Below are 22,761 nucleotides of genomic sequence, written 5' to 3' on the forward strand. Positions count from 1 at the left end.
ACTAGGAACCTTCCCACGTATACTTTCCAGCCATGCTGAAGGAACGTATCGCCGTGCTCATGAGCGGCGGAGTCGACAGCTCCGTCGCCGCCGCCCTGCTCAAGGAACAGGGACATGACCCTATCGGCCTCACCTACAACATCGGTCCCTCGCGAGTTCACGGAATCGCGGGTTCACGGGATCACGGTTCACGCTGCTGCGGCATGGACGACATGACCGATGCCGCGACCATCGCATCCCAACTTGGAATTCCCCACTATGTCCTCAATGTCCGGGATTCGTTCGCGCGCGGGGTCATCGGAGATTTCGTCGAGAGCTACCTGAAGGGCGAAACTCCGCTGCCCTGCGCCCACTGCAACACGCGGGTGAAGTGGGGAGAAATGGCCGATCGGGCCAGGGAGATGGGGGCGAGCCGCATGGCCACGGGGCACTATGCAAAAGTCGATTGGGATGCGTCGCGAGGCCGGCACGTATTGAAGCGGGCCATGGATCTTGAGAAGGATCAGTCCTACTTTCTTTTCGGCCTCAGCCAGGAGCAACTTGCGTCCGCGATCTTTCCGCTTGGGGACCTCACCAAGCCCGAAGTTCGTGAGCGCGCCGAGGCGTTGGGGTTGGTCGTCTCCGACAAGAAGGACAGCCAGGAGCTTTGCTTCGTTTCCTCCGGCCACTACTCCGAAGTCATTGCGCCTCACGCCTCACGCCTCACGCCTCACGCCGCCGGAGAGATTGTGGATGTCTCCGGCGCCGTCCTCGGCACTCACGACGGCTTCTTCAAATTCACCGTGGGGCAGCGGCGGGGTCTCGGACTGAACGGCGGACCTTACTACGTGAAATCCATCGATTCCGCCACGAGGAAGGTCGTGGTCGGCAACGCGGATTCCACATTGACCGACAGCCTGACGGCTCGTGATCCCAATCTGATCGGCTACGAGTCTTGGGAGTCAGTGGGGAGGGTTCGCGCCCGAGTTCGATACCGGCACAAAGGCGAATGGGGTTCGGTGCGATGGGACGGCCAAAGACTGAAGGTGGAGTTTGAAAATCCGGTTCGAGCCGTTGCGCCGGGGCAAGCCGTGGTCTTCTACCGCGAGGATGAAATCGTGGGCGGAGCGTGGATCACACCGGGATGAGCGTTCAGCAGTCAGCGGTCAGCCTTCAGCCCGAAGTCATCTGGAATAGCCACGTGACTATAGTCCTAGAGCTGAAAGCTGATTGCTGATGGCTGAAAGCTCAAACACAACGTTCACCGTCATCTCCATGGGCTGCCGCACGAATTATTCCGATTCCCAGGCGCTCAAGCAGAAACTGGCGGCCGAAGGGTTGCGATACGTTCCCTTCGCGCCGGGGATCCCTGCCGATCTGTATGTAATCAATACCTGCACCGTGACCTCCCGCGCAGACTTCGATTCGCGGTCATGGGTTCGCAAGGCGAAGCAGTGGAATCCCGACTCAACTGTTGTGGCCACGGGATGCTATGCGCAAATTCAGAGCGCCAAGCTTCTTGGGGCAGGTGCGGACTTGGTGCTCGGCAATCTGGAGAAGGATAGGATTGGAGAGGTTCTGCGCCTCGCTCTGGAGGACAGGCGCCCGGTCGTGAGCGAGAAAATCAGGCGAAAGGGTATTCCCTTCGCAACGGGGACGTCCGACGACCAGGATCGAACCCGGCCCGTCCTCAAACTCCAGGATGGCTGCGATCAGTGTTGCAGTTTCTGCATCATTCCCACCACGCGCGGGCACTCCCGAAGCCTCCCTCCGGACGCGGCGGTCGAGCAGTACAGGAGACTCGTCGGACTGGGCGCCCGGGAAGTGGTTCTCTCGGGTATCAATCTCTCTTCATATGGAGAGGACCTCGTGCCCCGAACAACGCTCGCGGACCTCCTGAACCGCTTCGAGGGGGAAAAAGATGGCGCCTGGATCCGCATCAGTTCGATCGAGCCGAGCGGATTGACCGAAGACCTTCTGGCGGTCATCCGGTCGAGCCGAAAAATTTGCCCCCATTTCCACGTGCCGCTTCAGAGCGGCGATTCGGAAGTGCTCGAGCGAATGAATCGGCCATATTCGATTGAAAAATATGAGGAGAAGATCCGCGCCCTGGCCAATGTCCGGATTGCGGCCCGGCGGGATGCCGGCCGTACTCTCGACGTTTCCGGTGGACAGGAAGTCCATGATAGCGGTGAGAGTGAAATGTGCATCGGCACGGATGTGATGGTGGGCTTTCCTGGGGAGTCGGAGGCGCAATTCGAAAACACCCTGCGCGCGGTCGAGGGCCTGCCTTTCGCCTACCTGCACGTGTTTCCCTATTCCGTACGTTCGGGTACCAAGGCAGCGAAAATGAAGGGCCTCGTCGACCGGAAAACGCGCCAACGCCGGTCCACAACGATGTCCCGTCTCGGAGATCGGAAGAGAACGGAATTCCTCCAACGGCAAGTGGGTTTCGTCCATGAAGCATTGGTCGAATCTCGCGGGAAACGGCCAGCAGAGTGGCGGGCCACGACGCGGAACTATATCCGGATGTCCTTCTCCGGTTCGGGCGATCTGCGAAATCGGATTGTGAAACTTCGGGGGTTGTCCGTTGAGGGCGTGCGTTTGCATGCAGCTATGGTTCATGAGGAATCTGGCCACTGAAGCGATTGTCCTCAAAGCGACTCCTTTCGGCGAGTCGGACCGTCTGGTCACTCTATTCACGCGCGAGGCCGGTCTTCTTTCGGCCATGGCCAAGGGTGCGCAACGGAGCCGGAAGCGTTTCGGTGGTACGCTGGACTCTCTCTCGAAAGTGCAGGCGATGGTCCAGTGGCGGAAATCGAATGCGATGCCGCTCCTCGCGGCGGCATCCCTCGTCGATTTTGGATTGGGCATTCGATCGGATCTGCGGCGTGTGGCCCAGGCTTCCTATATGGGCGAGCTCATTTGGCGTGGTTCGAAGCCGGGCGTGAGGATGATGGACCTCTACGATGCCTGTTGCCTCGTCCTCGGCCGACTGGCGGCGGAGGGACCGGAGCCGGATACTCTCGCGTGGTTTCTGCTGAAACTTCAGACCGCCCACGGCTATCGGCCCAAACTCGATGTCTGCTCGATCTGTCAGGGTCCCATCGGGGCGCCCAACGGAAATCGAGGGCCACGAACCACGAGCCACGATGAAGTGCCCATGAGCTACAAAAGCGGCGGCGTCGTTTGCTCCCGCTGTGCGGATCGTGCGGAAATCAATATGCAACTCCCCGTTGGCGCTCTCTCCTGGCTCCAGTCTCTTTCCAATCCCGCCGTCGCTGCTTGTCTCCCGTCGCCTCACGCCTCACCCTTCACGGCTAACGACTTGCGACTCACGGCTCACGAGCAGCGTGCTGCTCAGCAATTCCTCCACCGTTTCATTCTCTTTCATCTTGAGTTCCAACCCGCCTCATGGCGCTGGTGGCATCGGATCGTTGAAAGAACCGAGGCCTGAGGTATGAGGGCCGATGTGGATTCCTGCACTCAGTCCTCAGTCCTCGGTCCTGGGGGCTGGATATGAAAGCCAGGCTCGCCCACGCCTTCGCGGAGTCCATCCGCGAGGCAGGCTACCCCGCGCCGACTGGAGAAGAAACCGACCTTGTGGATCTCAGCCGCGATCCCCGGTTCGGCGACTGGTCCTCAGCTGCGGCTTTCTCCATTGGCAAATCGGTCAAGAAGAATCCTCGAGATGTGGCGCAGGAGTTGTCCAATCGCATGAAGGAAAAGACGGGCGCTGAAACCTGCGAAGTGGCGGGTGGGGGATTCGTGAATCTCCGGCTCCCCGCAAAGATCTGGCATGAAGAACTCTGGCGAGCCTACCAGACAGGGCCTGCATTGGGGAGAAATTCCGGTCTGGAGGGACGGAAGATCCTGCTGGAGTTTGTCAGCGCCAATCCGACGGGACCTCTCCATGTGGGTCATGGCCGCAACGCCGCGATCGGCGATGCCCTCGGGCGGCTCCTCGGTGCCGCCGGAGCCACGCTCCGGCGCGAATACTACGTGAACGACATCGGCGGCCAAATAGAAACCCTTTGCGCCTCCGTCCTGCTCTCCATGGGAATCGAGACGCCCATGTCTCAAGAGCCGGGAGTTGAACTCTACCGCGGTGATCACATCGATGGCCTGGGCGAGCGACTGAGGGAATCGCCCGAGGAATCGGCGACGGTCGAGAGCTTCAAGGCAGGGCGGCTCCCGTGGGCTGTACTTGTGGCAACGCTCGCGCCGGGTCTGGTCCAGGCGATGCTGGAAAACATCCGAAAGGATCTTGCCGAATTCAGAGTCCCTTTCGACGCCTGGCTGCATGAGAGCCGGCTTCAATCCCAAGGCGCCGTGCGTGAGGCACTGGCAAAACTACAGGAGGCGAATCTGGCCTATCCCAAGGACGGAGCCGTCTGGTTCAGGTCGACTCAATTTGGCGACGAGAAGGACCGCGTTCTCGTGCGGGAGACAGGCGTTCCGACCTACTTCGCCTCGGACATCGCCTACCACTTGGAGAAGGCCGGTGGCGACTGGACGGAGTGGGTAAACATTTGGGGGGCGGACCATCACGGCTACATCAAACGGGTGGCGGGCGCTCTGAACGCGATGGGAAAAGATCCGGAACGGCTCAAAGTCATTCTCGTGCAGATGGTGTCGTTGATCCGTGGCGGGCAGCGCGTGGAGATGTCCAAGAGGAAGGGTACCTACGTCACGTTGAGGGAGGTGTTGGACGAAGTCGGCGCGGACGCCGCTCGATTCTTTTATTTGATGCGGGAGGCGGACAGCCAGCTCGATTTCGACATGGACCTGGCGAAAACCCAATCGGACAAGAATCCTGTTTACTACGTCCAGTACGCTCACGCCCGCGTCGCCAGCCTCTTTCGGCACGCTACCGATAGGGGTCAGGGGTCAGAGGTCAGGGATCAGGAACCAGGAACCAGGAACCAGGAACCCAATCTGGCCTCTCTCACTTCTCCCGCCGAACTCGATCTCATCAAATGGTCCACCTACTTCCCCTGGATCGTCCTTGGAGCGGCGAAGGCGAAGGAACCGCATCGCATCGTCTTCTACCTCATCGATCTTGTGCGAAAATTCCACAGCTACTACAACGAGCAGCGGATCGTGACCGAAGACAAGGAGGGCAGTTTCGCCCGGCTGGTTCTGTGCCGGGTCTTCGGCACGGTCGTCAAGAACGGCCTCGAATGGATCGGCGTCTCCGCCCCGGAAAAAATGTGACCCCCCGAATGAAGTCATCCTGAGCGAAGCGAAGGATCTCTCGGATGAACCGAAAATGCGGTTTTCTATCGGGATAGCTTGTGATAAGATCATACCCGTGGGTATTAATATCGACGAAGTGATCGAGAAGGCATTGGAGTCGGCCTTCTCCCGTGCCCTCCAGCAGACCATTGAAGGCAAGGCGGAAATCCTCTTCAAGCGGGCATTCGAGAATGGTTCTCCTGTAGCCAGGAAGCTCGAACAGAAGATCGAAGAAGGATTTCAGAAGTTCTTCGAGAAAGGTATTCAGTGGGAGAAGAAGAAAACCGGTTTCAAGAAATGAGATCCTTCAATTCACGATTGACGATTCACGACCCCCAGGAAGGGGGAAGTGCCGCGGGAGGGCAGGAGCCCGGAGCGGCCGGTTCACGATTCAATGGCTGACAACATCGGTCGAACCAGTTCGCGTTACGAATTCAGCGCCGATCCGAAGCAATTCGCGCTCCTGCTTGGAGTCGCGGGCCTTTTCGTGGTCGTTGTTTTCTTTTCCGGAGTTCTTGTCGGGAACATCGTGGCGAAACGACAGGCCAGGCCAACGCTGGCATCGGCGACCGTGCCGGGTGAGGCGGGCGACAAGAAAAGCGGGGCGATCGACGAAGAGCGGATTTTGAAGGAGTTGGATGCCTCCGCGGCTCCGGAGCCGGGAATGGCGACTCCTCCCGTTGAGTCCGCGCCGCTCCCCATGGCCGAGCCTGAGCCACCCACCCGGGAGGCAGCTCCACCGCAGATCAAACGGGAGGTTGTGGAACTCACGCCTCCGCCGCCGGTCCGGAAACCGAAACCAACATTCGTCCCCTCCGTGAAACCCAAACCAGCTCCCTCACTTGCCACTCGCCACTCGCCACTCGCCACCGGCTCAAGCTACTACTCCGTCCAAGTCGCCGCCTTCCGGGAGCGGCCGCTGGCGGACCGATTCGCGAACAATTTGAAATCGAAAGCCTACGAAGCGTACGTTGTAAAGGCCAACCTGCCGAGCGGATTGTGGTACCGTGTTCGCGTCGGCAAGGTTACTTCCGAGGCGCAAGCCCAGTCCCTCCACTCCAAGCTCGTCAACCGCGAAAAACTCGCCGGCATCATCGTCCACGAAGGCCGGTAGCCCGCCTGCGGCCTTCACCAGGCTTGCTCGTGCCTGTTTGAAGCGTCCGGGTCTTCATGTCAGGATGAAAGGGTGAGCCGTCAAGATCCGAACCGGAGAGAACACAGCGCAAGACTGGAGGAACTGGCGCGGGCGTTCGCTGAAGCCTTGGTTCGGGACTGGAAAGATCGCCTCCTGTCCGTTGTGCTCTACGGCTCGGTCGCGCGTGGCGAAGCCGAGAAGCACTCGGACATCGATGTCTTGGTCACGGGTGATCCCATTCCGACGCCGTATGACCAGAGACTCCACCTGATCCGTTCCGCTGAAGCTTCCGTCGAGCCTCTGAAGTCCCGCCTCGTGGGCCAAGGTTACTTCGCCGAATTGGCCGTGCTGATCAAGCGAAAGGAGGACATCGACTGGCACACGCCGATCCTTCTTGACATCACGGAGGACGGCAGGATCCTCTACGACCGTGGTGACTACATGAAAATGACACTGGACGTGATCCGGTCCCGGCTGAAAGCACTCGGCTCGAAGCGAATTCACCTTCCGGACGGGACATGGTTCTGGGATCTGAAACCTGACTACAAGCCGGGCGACATCATCGAGATATGACCAATCACGAGATCTGGCGAAATCTCTTCTCACACGGCGAAGACATGATCCGAACGGTGGAGACGGCGCATGCGGACGCAAAATGGGCTCTTGCCGTCCGCTGGGCGCAGGAATCTTTGGAGTTGCTATTGAAGGGCGTCCTGCGATTCCTGGGGATCGAGACACCGAAAACGCATGATCCGGGCAAGGTCATTCGGTCGTGTCCCGCGCGGTTCTCCGGGTGGAGCCGGGAAGAGATGGACTTTGTGTGCGATCTGTCGGCGTTCCTGCGAGAGTATCGCGAACTGAGTTTCTGTGGTGACGAAGACAGGCATCTTCCACCCCAGGAGATCATCACCAGGGAAATGGCGAGGCGGGCCGTGGACGGGCTGAAGCGCGCCCATGCCCTTTGCCTTCGCATCCTGCCCTCCCGACCGGCGTGATCGCCGCGTCCGCGTGAACTGAAGCGCGAGGGCCGGCATCCGGTGGGGAACGCAGCCTCCTTGAGCCGGAGACGGACGGGAGCGAGGCGCAGAGGATCGACAAGATGGCCCGCGCTTTCCATTTGAGCCGTGACCGCACCGGGGAACGAAGCCGCTTGACCAATCAGACTAGACCTGTAGACTAGTAGGTATGAAAGCAAGAGAGATCGGAGCCTTTGAAGCCAAGACGCATCTCTCGGAGGTCTTGGAGGAGGTCCGAAAAGGCCGCGCGTACGTGATTACGAAACGAGGACGTCCCGTGGCCGAATTGCGCCCACCCACGCTGCCCGACCGCCGGCTCCGGTTCGGTTGCGACAAGGGACGGGTGGTTCTCGGCTCGGACTTCGATGCGCCCCTTGACGACATGAAGGAGTATTCAAAGTGAGAGTGCTCTTGGACACGCATGCCTTTCTATGGTTTGTAACCGGGGACAGGCGATTGAGCCGTCCGGCGCTCCGCGCCTTGGAGAAGAAGGGGGACGAGATCTTTCTCAGCGCGGCGAGCGTGTGGGAAATTGCCATCAAAGCGAGCTTGGCTCGGCTCGTGCTGCCGGCGCCCGTCCGAGAGTATGTCGCCGAGAAGATGGAGCAGGGTCTCCGTCTCCTGCCGGTGGAGTGGTCCCATGCTGCCGCCGTGGAGAAACTGCCGTTCCATCACCGCGACCCGTTCGACCGATTGTTGGTGGCGCAGGCCTTGGCCGAAAGCATGCCGATGGTGACGGGCGACCGGACCTTCCGCGCGTACGGTGTCGAAGTGATCTGGTGAGAGAGCCGCATCCCAAGCTGCTGGATTTCGCTTCCCACCGGTCATCCGCCGTCCCGATGGCGGCCTCCGATTGGCGCTTGACACACATGTGGGTTTTTGCCAGTATTGCCCTGAATGGGAGGAAATTCTATGGTGAGATCGCGAATGAGCCGCAATTCAATCATGACCGGTGTTAGTATTTCCAAAGGGAGCCGAAGTGGTTTCACCCTGATCGAGCTCCTCGTCGTCATCGCCATCATGGGAGTCCTCTCCGCAATCGCCATTCCGCAGTACCTCGGATATCGCGAAAGAGCGAAATCCGGTTCGCTGTTGCTGTCTGGGAATCAGGCGCAAAAGTGGGTTCAGGGCTGCATGGATGCTTTTGCGGCAGGTCAGGTTCCAAAGACGCAGACGGGGGCAGCCGCCGGAATTCTGAATGCGGCGGCGTGCTGTGCCGCCTATGGCACGGCGACGTACTGGGATAGTGGCGCTCCACTACCTCTTTCGCCCTTCTCGGGCAGTTCGGTTTCCGGCGCTTGCCCGGCAGTAGCCGCAAACACAGCGCTGTTTGGAGTGGCCGCGGCTCAAGGCAAAGTTGCACTGATTCCCGCGCCACCCGCATGCGCGGTCACGGTCACGAACTGTGTGAATGGTGTGGTTGCGGTCCAGACTTTTATCGCCTCCAGCGATTGATCCGAACATCAGGTAAGTTCCATCCAATCGGTCAATGATTGGCTGGGTCGAGGGATTCCGGCTGATTCCAAGTCGTAGTTTCAGTTCGTTTCTCCCGCTGCCTGGGTTTCTCATCGCTCTCACGATCCTCGCCTCATGCATGTTGCTCGGTTTCCCAAGCTATCGGGCGTATGCGGTCCGCAGCCGCGATGCAAGCGCCCAAGTCGATGCTCGGGAACTCAGGGTGGCAGAGGAACGGTTCTTCGTCGATCACGGCGTCTACACGAGCGACTGTGCCGCGCTTTGCGATAATTCCTTTGGATTATCAAAAGCGGGTACTCAGTGGTTGAGTCTTGAAATCGAGCCTTCAGAGACGGGTAGGCCTACTTACACTGCGAAGATTTCTCATCCTCGCGGCACCCGGATCTACACGGCCACCCCGGAAGGAATTTCAGAACAGCCCTGCGGGCCGGATGCCGCGCCGGGCTGTCTGTCGGGTCCCGGAAAATGCGTGCCGGTGAACGCCCCCTGCTCATGTGGCTCCTCCCTCCCAGACCGGCCCGCTTGCAAGTTCTAGAGGCATGGAGTAAGGTGGGCAAGATGAAGCGGCTCCTGCTTGGGTTCACTCTCATCGAGCTCCTCGTCGTCATTGCGATCATCGGGGTGCTGTCTGCCATCGCCACTTCCTCGTATGTAGGCTATCGTGCGCAGTCCAGAAATGTTGGTTGCAATGCCGATGCCATCAAGTTCGGCGTGGCGAATGAACAGTACTTCAGCTTGAACATGAAGTACATCCCTACTGTGGGTCAGTGCAATCTTCTGTGCACAAACTCATTCCTGGCCTCCAAGATCCAGGGCACGAGCTGCGCAATAACCTACGTTCCCGCCCCGGCGGCCAACCCCGCCACGTACACGGCAACCCTCTGGCATCCCAACGGAAATACAAAATACGGGATTTCATCAGGCTCCTCCAACATAACGGCAACGGCGTGTGGAGGCGCGAATTGCGGCGGAGCGGGCATATGTCCGAACCTCGCAGGGTGCTGCTGCCCAGGCCAACCCCCGGGCTGCCCCGCCTGCTATTAGTCCAAGATCCGTCTTTTTTTTCAATACCACGGTTCCAAGCAACGAATGCTGTCCTCTGCCATCGTAACCTACTGTAATTCCATAAGTTCCTGGACCTTGCGAGACGGGCTGGCACGGTTCTTGTTATCTCTCATGGCATTGTGAAGGTTGAGACTGTTCCTAATATCGGACCCAAGGGCGGTTTTTCGCTCGTCGAACTCCTCGTTTCCATGGTGATCCTTGCCGTGGGCCTCACCGCCACGGCAACGGCGCTCCTTCGTATCCAGCAGAGCGTGCAGATTGCGTTCCATCAGTCTCAGGGCCTGCACATCCTCAATGAATTGCTCATGCAGGTCTCTACCGTCAACTCTGCCAATAACCCCGGTATCGGTTTCTCGGTGACTCAGAACGTGCCGCTGGTGGACAATTTCTTCAATAGGGCCGGTGCCGGTACGTTCACAACCAATCCCCGGATGGATGCAGGGAGCGGTGGCCTGACATGCACAAGCGCCAACACGACCGTCCAGAATTGCCTGTTCAAGTTCTTCAATACACAAACGAACCAGTCGGAGAATATCATCAATGGCAACAACGCACTCGGAACCTGCCCGGTCGGTGGGCCTATCAATACAACCTGTTATGACCCTGACCGGCTGGACCAAGACACCACCCGCTATAGGATTTCCTGGGCGATTACCAACAGGGCCGATAGCGCCGGCATCGGCGGCAATGTGCAGACCTATAACGCTTGCGAAGGGGCTACTCCGGGGCAGAATATTCTCGCCCGGCAAGTGACGCTAACGGTGCAGTGGCAAGAGCGGGGGCAAACCTACACCAAGTCTCAACCGCTTTTCCTGGGCTGCTGATGGGAAACAACTTGAAGCAGGACCGCGAGCCACGGATGGGATTCACGCTCTTGGAACTCCTGGTGGTGATGGCCATTACGGGAATCATAGCGGCCGCCAGCATGGCCATGTTTGCCGCCTTCAACCGCACCTACCGGATGCAGGCCAACATTCGCCGCGCCCAGCAAACCATGGCCATCGTGGGAAACCAGGTCATCGAGACCATCGCCAAGGCCAGTGGGGGGTTTCAGGGGTCGATGACGGTCGTAAATACGTCGAACTGTGGCGGCAACCCCTGCAGGCGGATGGGATTCGAATACTCGGTCAGCAAGACGGCGGGGGAGATGGGGGTGGCCAACACCACTGCCCATGTGGTCCAAGCGAAGGGAACCGTGAACTTCGGCGCGCTGACGACTGGAACAGGCTATTGGTGCCTCGCAAGGACGGCGACCGGGAATTGGGCGGGAAATTGCAACATGGATGGGAATGGCAGTTGTCAGACGTCCGATCCCGCCGCAGATTACTTCTGCCGCGGCAACGGCAGGGTGGGAGGGGCGCCGCTCCCCTCCGGAACACTCCAGTTCCGGAATATCCAATTCAATTGCTACACGAACGACAACCTTCCCGTCGCTTGCAATGCCGGCACGCCCAAGCGAATTGAGCTGGTCGTCCAGGCGAGGGTCTGCGTGGAAACCGGCTGCGCCTCCGCTTTCGTCGCGCTTCCCACCCCATCCCCGGCCGGGAGCGGCTGGCTGGATCAAACGTGGGCGTCCTCGCAGGTTATCCTCAATGATTTCCAAACCCCTGGCGGCGGGAACCGGAGGCCCTTCTGATGTCGGCGAGAGACACCCTCGGGAATCAGAAAGGCTTTGTACTCATCCTTGTGCTCATGATGCTGGCCGTGACCACCGTCATGATGACCGCCGCCGGAGGGGAAGCCGTTCACTGGCACAAAACCATTAATGCAGAGCAGGACAAGATGTTCGGCAAGAGCAACCGGCTCTCCAAGATGGCCGCGATTTCCATGATCTATAGTCGCCTGATGGGGTCCCACAAGTATGCGAGTGGGGAAACGCAGACCGGATTTCAATCGGCGGTCAATTACATCCAAGGCAAGCCCAAGAGCGAGTATGCAAGTAACCTCGTTGCCAGCGGAAACGGTCAGACGTTCACCGATCTTACAGTCGGTGTCAATCTGAGCGGGACGACCAAGAACTTGGGGAATGGATTCCTGATCAAGTGCGACCAAGACGTCGAGAATTGGAGGAACTCGGAGGGGGGGAACGTGAGCGCATCCTACCGGGTCCGAAATTCAGTCGATATCCGGAAACCGGCCGACCCGACGCTTAATCCGGATCCGGATGCCGGGACCATCATGCGTACGCTGCTGGGAATAGGTCTCACCGTGGAGATCTGCCGCCAGGACGGGTGCAGCGAATCCTTGACCGCTCAATCCTGCGACGTCGTGTTCACCATGGCTTTCCTTTCCCCTTTCGATTACCCGATCTTTATCGAAGAAACATTGACATGGGGGTCGCCGGCGGGCGCCACGATCAGTTGGGGTGATTTCACGGTGGACCGCGGGATGGCCTACTTCGGCGCAGGCGCCGAGGATCCGAACGATCTGATTGCTCTCGGGGAAGTGTTCCACACTCCCAAAGAAAAGGACAGAATCGCTTGCGATCCTGATACAACTTCCAACTGCGTGTTCGACAACAACAGCGCCACCGTCCACGGCGGGGACTGGCCCCGTGTTCTCAACGGGTCTCAGGAGCACGACATCGACAACCACGTGATGAAGATTCCCTTCCCGGAAGCCTGCAAGAAACCGCCCGACAGCGTCGGCTCCATCGGTAAGGAATGCTACAAGCCTTTTACCGACCTGATGAATTGCATCGATAACTGCAAGAACCCTCCCGGTTGCGGGACCCGGTTCGACAACGGCGGAATCGACGGGATGATTTCCTGCAAATGGGACGACAACAGTAACGGGACGATCGAATACAGCGAGCCTTACACGGACGATACGACGGTGGCTTCCATCGGCGCCGGCTGGGCGTGGACCGCCGCCCTTCCCACCTTCAATGGCAACGTCTCCGACTCCAATGCGGGCTCCGTGCCCAACATCAGTCTCGGGTGCTCGTCCAACACGACTTGGGCGACGATTTTCGATCCGCTCTGCCTGACGGGCGACGGCGTTATCAGCGGGAGCAACACGATCCAAAACTTGATCATCAACGGCAACTTGGACGTGACGGGCAGCGCGAACCCCTGCACCTGCCCGATCCTCGGGACCACCACGTGCAACGGTCAGTGCAAGTGCAACCCCTGCTCAAGCTGCAACGGTTCGTGCGGCCTCGCCGACCTCTTCGGAACCGGCTGCAACCTGACCAATCCGACGTGTTGTATCCCGTGCATCCCCGGCTGCATCCGGGATGTCCACTGTGGTTACAATGTAGGGGGCACCGTGGTGGTGAAGGGCAACGCGCGGTTCCGGAACCATTTCAAGTTGAACCCGGGCAGCCGGCTCTACGTTTTGGGAAATCTCGAAGTGTACGACGCGAACCTTTCAGATGAGATCCGCCTCTGCACGATTCTGCCATGCTTGGAAGGGCAGCTCATGTCCCTGGGCGTGGGGAAATACGACTTCCATGTTTGGACCAAGGAAAATAGCATGATCTATGTGCGGGGGGATGCCTTCATCAAGGGCGCCGATGTTGGCCCGCTGACGGAAGCGACCCTCATGGGCTATCAACTGATCTGCTCGATCCTCAATCCGATCCTCGGCCTGTTCGGGATTTCGTGTCCGACCTCGTCGCCCTATATGCTCCTCGGCCCGAGGCCCAATTTCGGGGGAGAAACCAACCTGGCGAACACGATCAAGGATGATTCGCTCATCTTGGTGCGCGGGCTAACCCCCACCGTGCGCGACACCAACGCCAATGGCAACCTGGCGGATGAGAACCCCCAGACTCCGGAGGGGAATAATCTTGGAGATCCGGGTATCTGGGCCCCCAACAACTTCACACCGGCCAACTCCGCCTGGCACTCCGTCGGCCATTACAAGTGGAAGACACGGGACCTGCATGATCTGGTCCTCAAGGCCGGCGGGCGGACCAGGATGGACCTTCACCCCGGAAGAGTCTCCGATGCATCCGTGGCCTACAACAATAACACCCTGGCCGCACGGGGAGACCTCTGTTGCCACGCCCCATGCAGCAAAGGGTCGGGGACCACCGATCCCATCGATTTTGCGCTGGACATCAGCGAATCGAGGAAGCAGGCGATTCAAATGACTCCCATCGGATCGCACGTGCACCGGCACGCCTTTGACAGCAATGCGGCCAACACCAGTGACAACGATTCCAACATGTGCGCGGCTTTGTCGTTCCCCGCGGCCCCCAACAACTGCCTGGCCTGGCAGCAGGACCACGAAGCCGAACAGTATTTCGGCCAACCGAATAACAACAACTTCACGTACTGGAACGGTGGTGGCTGGGCCGCCTCGGCGCCGATCGGAGGCGGTTGCTCAACGAATACGCTTAACGCCAATTACTGGGGTTACTCCCAGCCGGTGTTCAAAGGTCACGCCGATCTCGAACTGTGGTCCTACGGAAGCCCCTGCATCATCGGTCTCCCATACCAGAACATGGCCGTGTACGGCACGATTTTCTCCATGGGAAGCATCGCCACCAACCAGACCTTGGTGGGGCTGGGAAACATGGTGTCCATGGGCCCGCAAGTTTACCCGGAGCACATGAGCTCCATGCTGGTGAATGACAACAATGTGTGCGACGACGGTTACAGTTTTGCGAAAGACAAGGACCACAGCCTGATCGTGGTGGCCGGCGGCGACCTGTTTACCGCCCAAGGGTTGGGCATGGAGAGCTTCGTGTGCAGTGGAGTTGATTTCAACTCCATTTGCGCCTTCCTCCTGAACATCGGTTGCTTCAACACCGGCATGTTCGACGGCAAGGCCAACTACGGCGTGATCTATTCCAACGGGAAGGCCGGGTACGAAGAATCTTCGATCTTCAACGCCAATGCGATCCGGTCGAACGGAAACCTGATGGTTCGGCATATGGTCTCTCCCACCGACGTGTTCGACAGCCTTGAGGGATTCTGCAATTTCTTCGGGTTCAGTTGCACCGTCTACAACGAGCCGTGCATCAAGATCAACGAACAGCTCTGCGGCGGCGCGGACTGCCGGTACGACGAGAAGCTCCAGCAGTTGGGATTCCCGATCCAACAACTCGTTCAACTCGTTCAAGTCATCTCGAATTCGCCCCTATAGAAGTTTGAAACGCAGCCGTCTGATTCTGGGGGTGGTCGCGGCCGCGGTGGTGGTCGCCATCGGCATCTATCTCGCCCAGCGGGCCGTTCGCGAAAGGGGGGAAGCGCCGCCGGTGGCCCAAGCTCCCGCGAAGCCGGCAGGGGAGCCGTCGGCCGTCCCGCCGATGACCCCCATCCCGACGCCGCCTAGACTCCCCGCGGGCGGAGGAGAGGCAGTGAAAAAACTCATGGAGCGCCCCTTCCCGGAGAATCTGGATCAGGCGTCTCGGGACGTGGAGAGAGACATCCGGGAGGCGTACAAGCAGACGACCGGAATGCTGCCGCAGCAGGTGGCCGCCTCCATGGGCGAGAGGGACCCGGAATCACGCCGAAAGATGCTGGAGACATGCAAAGAACTGGAACGGCAAAATCGGGAAGTCCCACAGCGATACGCCGATTCCCTGGCAGAGTGGAAGCGGATGGAGAAGACTGCGCCGGAGGAAGCCCAGAAGGCCAAGGGCGGACTCTACATGAGTCTCTATCTGAATCGGCTGAACCATGAATACTGCAAGGGGATTCTCAGGCAATAGAGCCGTTGGAGGTTTCTGCGCGGCTGCCTACGGGGTGTACTTGGTCCTGCTGCACCCCGATGTGGATTGGGGCGATTCGGGTGAGTTGATATCCGCCGCGCATCTCCTGGCGCCGGCGCACTTCCTGGGCTATCCCCTCTATGTGATCCCCGCCAAGTTCTTTGCGCTCATGCCCCTGGGCTCCGCGGCCCTCCGTGTCAGCTGGTTTTCGGCACTCCTGGGAACCGCCACCTTGGGGGTGCTGATGATGGCGCTGATGCGATCGATCGGAAATCGAGAGTCCGGCTTGGCCGGGCGGATGAAACCGATGGTGCTCTGGGCGGTGGTCGGCCTGCTGGCGGCCGTGGGTCTCTCCCATGCCTTCATGGGCCAATCAATCCAGGCGGAGAACACACTGCCTGCCTTGCTCCTCTTGGCCTTGGGCCTCTGGTGCCTGCATGGGTCTGCCGGCGCCCACAGAGTGGGTTACGCCGTTTTCTCGTTCCTGGCCGCGTACCACCCGGCGCTCCTCCCCATTTCGCTCCTGGGCGGAGGCGTTCTGGCGTCCGGTTTCCCCAATGGCCGGCGACTCAGGGAGTTCGGCTTGTACATGGCCGTTCAAGCGGCCGCCATGAGCGTGAATCTGTTCCTCCTCGTCCGGTCCCAAGCCTCCGTGCCGCTCTCCTATGCCTTCGCGCGAACTCCCGCCGATTGGCTCTCTACTCTCCAGACCGGTTTTCGGAAATACTACGGCTCGGACCTTGTCCCCGTCCTGGCGGTCGATCGCGCCTCGGACTCCATCCAGGTCTTCCTCCCGCAGTTCGCCGCTGTGGTCACACCGCTGGCGCTCTACGGACTCTATCGATTGATTCGTCGCTATTTTCGACTCTCCGCCCTGATGATTCCCATGCTCATTCTTTTTTCCGCGTTGGCGCTTCTCAATCCTTCCCAAGAACGCGAGGGGTACTCGCTGCTGATCGTCGTGGCGCTCCTGTGGCTGACGGGAGCGGGGCTGGTGGGAATCGCCTCCCTCCGGTGGAGACGTCCGGCCCTCGCCGCCGTACTGCTCATCGGGGCGGGCGGCTGGCTCGCAGCCGCCTTCAACGTGTACGATCTTGCGAGAAAGGGAGTCTCCCAGAGTGAGATCGCCCGGCGGCTGGGGGAGGAGATTCTTGCGGAACTGGAAGGACGCGCCCTGTATGTCGCCGCAAATGAAAGGCTCGCCCTCGTGACGGAGTACATCCAGTTTGTCGAATTGCGCCGGCCGGACGTGGTGCTGGCCTATCTCCCGATGTTTTTCACCGAGGGCGGGGCCCGACGGGTGGAGGAGCGGCACCCGGATCTCCTGCCGCCTTTGGTCCGCCTTCCGGCGGGCCAGTTCTCCTGCGCCCTTCCCCTGTGGGACGTATACGTCTCGCAGCTCGTCGCCCGAAATATCGCTCGATTTCCCATTTACACGGAGACCCATGCCGCATGGAGCTTCCCATCGCAGGTGGACGCACGGACGATGTCTGCATTCGTGAGGACGGGGGTTCGTGATTTCCGGGAGTACATCTACCTGGCGGCGGACGGTCTGACGGAGCAAAACCTTCCTTATCGATTCCTCCCCTCCAACCCAGTCGGAGGAAAGGAGTTTTCCAGGCGCGGGTTCCTGTACGCTTTTGGCGGGCCGGTGGCGCCGATTACGAAACGGAAGCTGCTTCGGATTTGGGAGACCGACCGCACCACACCCATCGACGAAGAGGTCTTGACTCAGACGCTCTACCAGTGGGCCGCCTATGACTTTGCCAAGGGGCGTTTGAGGGAGGCGGTGGACGGCTATCGCCTGGCGGGCTCCTCCTATCGAAGGACCACTTGAAAGGCTACCGTACCCTCGTCCTGCTCATAGTGCTCACCACCGTGGTCCTCATCGCGGCGGTGGCCCTCGGCATCCGGTCCCGAAGGGCGCTGCAGTCACTTCTCCCGGCAGCCACCCCTTCAATTCCGGCGGAAGCCCCCCGTCTGCCCAGTGCGCGGGCGCCCTCGGCTTCAACCCCTCAGGCGGATTCGACCCGGCGGACCTGGCCCGTGAGTGAGCCGGAGCCCGAGGGGCGAACGCAGGCGCCCGTCCCCGCGGAAGGCCCGGCCCCGGGGTCGGCCCCTCGCTGGGTCGTTCCGGGCCCCCCGGCCCCCTTCAGTCTCCCCACGGTGGACTGGGAGGCGCTCATGAACTTTATCGAACGCAGGATCGGCGAAACGGACCTGCGCTCCATGCCGCCGCCCGAACCCACGGATGCGGCACTGACGCAGCTCGGGGGACGCCTTGAAGCCGTGGCCAAGAAGGTGGTGGATTCGGACACGGGTCGGGACTTGGTTGAGTATTACAAGAGCCTGGTCACCCTCGGCAGCATGCCGAGGGCATCCAATTTCACGGCCACCTTGAAAAAATCTCATGAAAAGTTCTTGGAGGAGGAGGCGGGTAACTACATCAATGTCTCCCAGTACTACAAGCAGATCGGCAAGAACATCGGGCCGGATTGGGAAAGACTCAAAGAGGCCAAGCTGAAGCTCTGGGTGAACGCCTACGTCCATCTGCTGGCCGCGGACCTCGCGGCTTCACAAGGACAGTAATCCTCTCCCGGGTACCTTGATCCTTCCGTTCTGGATCGTGCTGGGCGTGGTCTTGCGCCTCCTCGTCGTGCCTCCTGAACCCGGCTTCGATGAGGTGTGGAGGCTTCTTTCGGCCGAAGCACCATGGCCGGATCTCTGGAAACGATCGTTGCTCCTGCTCGGAGGCAACCCGGCCTACCCGGCCTTCTTGAAACTGTTTGGAATTGTCGACGAGGTCTCCCCCTGGAGTCGCTGGCCTGGAATCCTCGCCTTCATGATGGGCATGTGGATGGCTTGGAGGATTTTTCGCCGTTGGTTCGGAAGTCGCATCGCCCAATGGACACTGGTGGCCCTCGCGCTAAGTCCCTTCCAAGTGTTCCACGGTGTTTCGTTGAAGGAGTATTCGATCCTTCTGCCGGTCACTCTCTTGGGGACCTGGCTGGGATGGGAAGCCGCGCAGCCCGGCGGCAGGCGAGGGTGGACGTGGTGCGCGCTTGCCGCGACGGAGGTGCTTGGAGTCCTTCTCGCGTTGCCCACGGCGTGGTTCTGGCTGGCCCTCGGAATCGCTCAGGTGATCGTGCATGGCGTGCGCGGATTCCGATGGAGAAGCTGGATGGCGGCCCATGCCCCGGCCGCCCTGCTGGCGGGATGGACCATTGCTACGTGGAGCCAGGGCTACCTGCCAGGTTTCCTCCATTTCGGCGGAACCGTCCGAAACGACGTCCTCAAATGGGCGACAGACCTCGTGGTGTACGTGCAGGTGTGGGTGTGGGATCCGCCGGCCCGCGTTCAACTGGGGCTCAGGGGAACCCCGCTCCCCGGAGGAGTGTTCACGGCCTATCACCTCCTTTGGTTCCTCAAACACATCCTGCCATGGCTGCTCGGACTTCCCATCCTTCTCCTCGGCTTCTTCGGCTGGCGGCGCGGCGCGCCCGTGCAACGGAGCAGCGGAGTTCTTGGATGGTGCTTCATGCTTGCCGTGGGCCCCGTTCTCGCCTACGGGATCTTTTTCGCGATCCTCGGACATCCCCATCTCATGTACGCTCGGGTATTTTACGGCTCATCCCCTTGCTTGTATGTGCTTCTTTCAATCGGCGCTGCCCGGTTGAGTGGAGGCGCGAGGTGGGTGATGGCGCCCATCTTGGGCGCCGCCGGAATATCTCTGATTCTGATGAGCTTGGGGAGACATCCGGACCAGGAAAGGCCGCTCGGACCGACTCTTCGAAAGTGGGCGTCGGAGCTCGGGAATGGCGAGGTCGCCGCCGTTTTCCCCTCGGAGGCCTTTCCGTATGTGCGAAAACTCCTCCCGGAACCGGCTCGAGACAGGATCCGTCCGACGGAGATGAGGGCCGCGCGAGCGGACCTCTCCTGGGGGCCGACGTTGGTCGACCCCCGATACATCGAGGACTTGTCCTCCTGGAGGGATCCGGATGTTCGTTGGCTCCTGGTTGTCCCGTGGGCGCTCCATTGGAAGGATCCGGAATTGTCGAGCCTGCAAGACGGGCCGGTCGAATGGGATCTCACCGTCGAGAGACCCAACCTTCGCATCTACCGCCGTCGACAGCTGGGGATGCCATGAAGCGCGCGGCCCTGCTCGTGGTTCTCTTCATGTTGGGAGCCGGCGCGCGCGCGTTGTGGCTCCGGAGGGAGCCGACATTCGATGAGGTGTGGCGGCTTGAGGCGGCGAAAGCAAATGGGAGCGCCCTGTGGGGCGCCTCGGAGAAGCTGTTGGGTGGGAACGTCTTGTACCCGGCGGCCCTGAAGCTGTTTGGGATCAGGTCCAAGGAAGGAGTGCGCCCCACACTCGTCATGCTGGCCGCCTTGAGCGCATCGATGGTCATGAGCTACCTCGTCTTCCAATCCATGTTCGGACGGAGGGTGGCCACGGGGACGACGGCGCTGGTGGCCCTAAGCCCATTCCAGGTTGTCCATGGCGGTGAGCTGAAGGAGTATTCCCTCTTGCTCCCCTTCGCGCTCATGGCGGTCTGGGCGGGTTGGGGGTCATGCAGACCCAACGTGCGCCATCGGACATGGGTGCTCCTGTCCCTCTCAGAGACCGCGTGTGTGGGGTTGGCACTGCCCTCCGCCTATTTCTGCGCTGGATTGGGGCTGACTCAAGCGGTACTGGGCGGACGGGGTCTGTCGTGGACGAAATGGTTTCTGGCCCATCTCCCCCCCGCGCTTCTGTGCTTGAGCCAAGTCTGGGGCTGGCCCCCCGGCTATGAACGAGGTTTCCTGAACTTTGCCGTGAGCATGGACAATGGCCCGTTGAAGCTCGCTTCCGACGTGCTCTTCAACGTTGAGTTCTGGCTTTGGTCTCCCACCGTCGTCGAATGGCAACGGCTCTCGCATGAGCCGATGTTCGGAGGACTCGTGAATGCCGGTGCCTTCGTCCGGTTCCTCAGGGATGTCCTTCCGTGGTTCTTGGGACCTCCGGTGATCTTTGGAGCGATCGCTGGGGTCGTCCACTCTGGTCGCGGCCATGAACGGGAGGGGGGGAGGGCCGCGCTGTATTGCGGTCTCGTATCATTCATGCCGATCATCGCATACTTCGCCATCTTCGCGATTCGCGGCGCCCCACACCTGTTCCACCCTAGATCCTTCATGGCGGTAACTCCGGCGCTATACGCACTTCTTGTTCTTGGACTTCTCTCGCTCTCCGGATTAATGAGAGGGATCGCTCTTGGTGCCCTTGTGTGCGGACTGTTTCTGTCCTTGGCTCTCTTGCTGACGGGGAAGCATCCATCGCTTCTTCCCGATGCACGCCCCCTTCTCAACCGGGCGTACGAGGGGATGGGAGAGGGGAATGACGTGTGGGTGTACCCAAGCGAAGCCTATCCCTACGTGCTGCATCTTTCTCCCCCACCCGTACGCCCCCGGTTGCATCCCCTCAACCTCGATCCCAGACGGACGCGACCGGGTTGGGTCCCGACGCTCTTTAACGGCGCGTATCAGGAGGATTTTACCTTACTGGAGGGGGTGGCGGGGAACCCAGGGCTTATGGTAGTCACTTGGGCCCTGTACTGGCGAGATCGGGACTTGAAGCGGCTCGAGACGACACTCCACGGATGGGATCTCGTGGAGTCCCAACCCAACCTCAGATTCTACCGGCGCCTCAGCTCGCCCCGGGGGAGCTAGGTCGGGAGGGGAGTGCGGTGGGGCCTGAAGGATCCTCAGCGCGGCGGGATTGAGGTTTCCGCGGTCTTTCAGAAGCATGAGCTTCAAAGTGGTCCAAGCCAGTTCGGGGAGGTGGGATTTCCGTGGATGATGGCGGACGATTCCCAGGAGTCGGCGGGCGTCCAGGTAGAATTCCCGGTAGGCCTCGGCCTGAAGCCGGTACAACCGATCCGTCGAAATCGCGCTCAGATTGAATCGTGAATGAAAGTACTCGAAATCCCTGAACGAAGGCTTCTGTGCGCCGGGCTGGATTCGATACCAGTCCCCGAGCGCCGTTCCCGCAAAGGGGGTGACGATGAAAAACATGGCCTGGGTGAGCGGCGACCGGACGGCGAAGTCAATCGTCGATCGGATCTCATCCTCGGTCTCGGACGGGAAACCCAGCATGAAGAAACCGTTCGTGAAAATACCGAGTCTCACCGATTCCTCGATCGTCCACTTCACGCGGTCCAGCTTGAGGTTTTTCTTGATCATGAGTTGCAATCGGGGCGTGACCGTTTCCACGGCCACGCAGAGGTACTGACAGCCGGCCTCCTTCGACTTTTCGAGGAACTCACGGTCCATCCGATCGCAGCGGAGGCCGTTGGGAAAGTGAATCGCCGTCCCAGGACCGCGGGAAGCGATCCCGTCCAGAATGGTCTTGCCTCGACTCAGATCCCAGTTGAAAATATCGTCGACGATTTCAAAGTCCTTGATGCCGTAGCGTCCGATGATCTCATCCACTTCGGCGAGCACGTTGTCCGGAGATCGGGGGCGGAAGTCCTTCCCGAAGTTCTCGTGGCAATACGTGCATCGGTACGGACACCCGCGCGAGGTGAAGAGGGCCATGTAGGGGCGACGGCCCATGGTGCTCATGCTCTTGAGGCTCCCATAGGCATGCACGTCAACCAGATCCCACGCCGGGAAGGGAAGGGCATCTAGGTTCTCAATGGCATTCCGGCGCTTGGAGAAGAATACTCCTTTATCCCGTCGGAAGGCGATTCCATCCGTATCTTCCGGTCGCCCTCCTCCGAACCACTGCTCGACGAATTCGTGGAAGGTTTTCTCGCCCTCACCGATGCACAGGTAGTCGATCCGAGGGTCGGACAGGACTTCCCTGGGGTAGGACGAGGCGTGCGGACCCCCGACGATCACGGGAGTATCCGGGCAGCAGGCTTTGACTTGCGCCGCCGCCCAGTGCATCGCCGTAGCCTCGGCCGTCAGGGCACTCAACCCAACCAAGTCCGGTCTGAAGTCACGCAAAGTGTCGACCAATTCGCCGTACGGATGCTGATCGTAGCCAACATCGACAATTCGTACTTCGTGATGCGAATGCAGCCTCAAATAGGAAGCGAGATACATGAGCCCGAGAGGGGGCGTCATTCCGAAATTGTTGGGCGTGAGATAGCGCGCCTTGGCAAGTAGAATTTTCCCCACTTCAGGAATCAAAGTACCAGATCGAC

At 60.1% G+C, this 22,761-nt stretch carries 20 protein-coding genes; 19 read left to right on the forward strand and 1 reads right to left on the reverse strand.

Annotation, left to right across the window (positions count from 1 at the left end):
- The first annotated feature begins 32 nt into the window (after nucleotides 1-32).
- From mnmA to HYT87_07960, 19 genes are all read left to right on the forward strand, one after another.
- Nucleotides 33-1,127 carry a tRNA 2-thiouridine(34) synthase MnmA gene (gene mnmA / locus HYT87_07870; protein ID MBI2059671.1) on the forward strand — a complete coding sequence of 365 codons (1,095 nt, stop codon included), beginning with the start codon at nucleotides 33-35 and terminating at the stop codon, nucleotides 1,125-1,127.
- An 88-nt stretch (nucleotides 1,128-1,215) separates the two neighbouring features.
- A complete protein-coding gene (gene mtaB / locus HYT87_07875; protein MBI2059672.1) occupies nucleotides 1,216-2,622 on the forward strand; it encodes a tRNA (N(6)-L-threonylcarbamoyladenosine(37)-C(2))-methylthiotransferase MtaB in 1,407 nt (468 codons plus the stop codon).
- Nucleotides 2,603-3,436, forward strand: a complete 834-nt coding sequence (gene recO, locus HYT87_07880; protein ID MBI2059673.1) for a DNA repair protein RecO — start codon at nucleotides 2,603-2,605, stop codon at nucleotides 3,434-3,436. Before mtaB ends, recO begins: the two co-directional genes overlap by 20 nt.
- A 62-nt stretch (nucleotides 3,437-3,498) precedes the next feature.
- On the forward strand, nucleotides 3,499-5,196 hold the full coding sequence (locus tag HYT87_07885) for an arginine--tRNA ligase (protein MBI2059674.1): 1,698 nt from the start codon (nucleotides 3,499-3,501) through the stop codon (nucleotides 5,194-5,196).
- A 97-nt stretch (nucleotides 5,197-5,293) separates the two neighbouring features.
- Nucleotides 5,294-5,518, forward strand: coding sequence for a hypothetical protein (locus HYT87_07890; GenBank protein ID MBI2059675.1), 225 nt, complete (start codon nucleotides 5,294-5,296; stop codon nucleotides 5,516-5,518).
- Nucleotides 5,519-5,611: 93 nt separating this feature from the next.
- The gene (locus tag HYT87_07895) at nucleotides 5,612-6,331 is read left to right on the forward strand and encodes an SPOR domain-containing protein (protein ID MBI2059676.1); all 720 of its coding nucleotides are present in this window, start codon (nucleotides 5,612-5,614) and stop codon (nucleotides 6,329-6,331) included.
- Between the two features lie 72 nt (nucleotides 6,332-6,403).
- Nucleotides 6,404-6,925: a nucleotidyltransferase domain-containing protein gene (locus tag HYT87_07900; protein MBI2059677.1), complete on the forward strand. Its 522-nt coding sequence runs from the start codon at nucleotides 6,404-6,406 to the stop codon at nucleotides 6,923-6,925.
- Nucleotides 6,922-7,347 (forward strand): HEPN domain-containing protein, encoded by a 426-nt coding sequence (locus tag HYT87_07905; GenBank protein MBI2059678.1) that lies wholly within the window; start codon nucleotides 6,922-6,924, stop codon nucleotides 7,345-7,347. Before HYT87_07900 ends, HYT87_07905 begins: the two co-directional genes overlap by 4 nt.
- Before the next feature lie 190 nt (nucleotides 7,348-7,537).
- A complete protein-coding gene (locus HYT87_07910; GenBank protein ID MBI2059679.1) occupies nucleotides 7,538-7,771 on the forward strand; it encodes a type II toxin-antitoxin system prevent-host-death family antitoxin in 234 nt (77 codons plus the stop codon).
- Nucleotides 7,768-8,151, forward strand: a complete 384-nt coding sequence (locus HYT87_07915; protein ID MBI2059680.1) for a type II toxin-antitoxin system VapC family toxin — start codon at nucleotides 7,768-7,770, stop codon at nucleotides 8,149-8,151. Before HYT87_07910 ends, HYT87_07915 begins: the two co-directional genes overlap by 4 nt.
- Nucleotides 8,152-8,265: 114 nt before the next feature.
- A complete protein-coding gene (locus HYT87_07920) occupies nucleotides 8,266-8,823 on the forward strand; it encodes a prepilin-type N-terminal cleavage/methylation domain-containing protein (protein ID MBI2059681.1) in 558 nt (185 codons plus the stop codon).
- Nucleotides 8,824-9,402: 579 nt separating this feature from the next.
- A complete protein-coding gene (locus HYT87_07925) occupies nucleotides 9,403-9,888 on the forward strand; it encodes a type II secretion system protein (protein MBI2059682.1) in 486 nt (161 codons plus the stop codon).
- A 140-nt stretch (nucleotides 9,889-10,028) separates the two neighbouring features.
- On the forward strand, nucleotides 10,029-10,733 hold the full coding sequence (locus HYT87_07930) for a prepilin-type N-terminal cleavage/methylation domain-containing protein (GenBank protein ID MBI2059683.1): 705 nt from the start codon (nucleotides 10,029-10,031) through the stop codon (nucleotides 10,731-10,733).
- Nucleotides 10,733-11,545 carry a prepilin-type N-terminal cleavage/methylation domain-containing protein gene (locus HYT87_07935; protein MBI2059684.1) on the forward strand — a complete coding sequence of 271 codons (813 nt, stop codon included), beginning with the start codon at nucleotides 10,733-10,735 and terminating at the stop codon, nucleotides 11,543-11,545. The genes HYT87_07930 and HYT87_07935 overlap by 1 nt, the downstream gene beginning before the upstream one ends.
- A complete protein-coding gene (locus tag HYT87_07940) occupies nucleotides 11,545-15,006 on the forward strand; it encodes a hypothetical protein (protein ID MBI2059685.1) in 3,462 nt (1,153 codons plus the stop codon). The genes HYT87_07935 and HYT87_07940 overlap by 1 nt, the downstream gene beginning before the upstream one ends.
- A 4-nt stretch (nucleotides 15,007-15,010) precedes the next feature.
- Nucleotides 15,011-15,574, forward strand: a complete 564-nt coding sequence (locus HYT87_07945) for a hypothetical protein (protein ID MBI2059686.1) — start codon at nucleotides 15,011-15,013, stop codon at nucleotides 15,572-15,574.
- Complete coding sequence (locus HYT87_07950; GenBank protein ID MBI2059687.1) at nucleotides 15,543-17,411, forward strand: DUF2723 domain-containing protein; 1,869 nt, start codon at nucleotides 15,543-15,545, stop codon at nucleotides 17,409-17,411. Before HYT87_07945 ends, HYT87_07950 begins: the two co-directional genes overlap by 32 nt.
- The gene (locus tag HYT87_07955) at nucleotides 17,408-18,163 is read left to right on the forward strand and encodes a hypothetical protein (protein MBI2059688.1); all 756 of its coding nucleotides are present in this window, start codon (nucleotides 17,408-17,410) and stop codon (nucleotides 18,161-18,163) included. The genes HYT87_07950 and HYT87_07955 overlap by 4 nt, the downstream gene beginning before the upstream one ends.
- Nucleotides 18,164-18,179: 16 nt before the next feature.
- Nucleotides 18,180-19,721 carry a glycosyltransferase family 39 protein gene (locus tag HYT87_07960; GenBank protein ID MBI2059689.1) on the forward strand — a complete coding sequence of 514 codons (1,542 nt, stop codon included), beginning with the start codon at nucleotides 18,180-18,182 and terminating at the stop codon, nucleotides 19,719-19,721.
- Nucleotides 19,722-21,109: 1,388 nt separating this feature from the next.
- Here the strand turns inward: HYT87_07960 and HYT87_07965 are convergent.
- Nucleotides 21,110-22,735 (reverse strand): B12-binding domain-containing radical SAM protein, encoded by a 1,626-nt coding sequence (locus HYT87_07965; protein ID MBI2059690.1) that lies wholly within the window; start codon nucleotides 22,733-22,735, stop codon nucleotides 21,110-21,112.
- Nucleotides 22,736-22,761 lie beyond the last annotated feature (26 nt).

It is taken from the genome of Nitrospirota bacterium, assembly GCA_016180645.1.
GTDB lineage: Bacteria > JACPQY01 > JACPQY01 > JACPQY01 > JACPQY01 > JACPAV01.

Excerpts from the sequence above, each read along its gene's own strand:
- HYT87_07905 (MBI2059678.1), top strand. The coding sequence starts at position 6,922 with ATGACCAATCACGAGATCTGGCGAAATCTCTTCTCACACGGCGAAGAC.
- HYT87_07895 (MBI2059676.1), top strand. The coding sequence starts at position 5,612 with ATGGCTGACAACATCGGTCGAACCAGTTCGCGTTACGAATTCAGCGCC.
- HYT87_07950 (MBI2059687.1), top strand. The coding sequence starts at position 15,543 with ATGAATACTGCAAGGGGATTCTCAGGCAATAGAGCCGTTGGAGGTTTC.
- recO (MBI2059673.1), top strand. The coding sequence starts at position 2,603 with ATGAGGAATCTGGCCACTGAAGCGATTGTCCTCAAAGCGACTCCTTTC.
- HYT87_07940 (MBI2059685.1), top strand. The coding sequence starts at position 11,545 with ATGTCGGCGAGAGACACCCTCGGGAATCAGAAAGGCTTTGTACTCATC.
- HYT87_07925 (MBI2059682.1), top strand. The coding sequence starts at position 9,403 with ATGAAGCGGCTCCTGCTTGGGTTCACTCTCATCGAGCTCCTCGTCGTC.
- HYT87_07935 (MBI2059684.1), top strand. The coding sequence starts at position 10,733 with ATGGGAAACAACTTGAAGCAGGACCGCGAGCCACGGATGGGATTCACG.
- HYT87_07910 (MBI2059679.1), top strand. The coding sequence starts at position 7,538 with ATGAAAGCAAGAGAGATCGGAGCCTTTGAAGCCAAGACGCATCTCTCG.
- mtaB (MBI2059672.1), top strand. The coding sequence starts at position 1,216 with ATGGCTGAAAGCTCAAACACAACGTTCACCGTCATCTCCATGGGCTGC.
- HYT87_07885 (MBI2059674.1), top strand. The coding sequence starts at position 3,499 with ATGAAAGCCAGGCTCGCCCACGCCTTCGCGGAGTCCATCCGCGAGGCA.
- mnmA (MBI2059671.1), top strand. The coding sequence starts at position 33 with ATGCTGAAGGAACGTATCGCCGTGCTCATGAGCGGCGGAGTCGACAGC.
- HYT87_07920 (MBI2059681.1), top strand. The coding sequence starts at position 8,266 with ATGGGAGGAAATTCTATGGTGAGATCGCGAATGAGCCGCAATTCAATC.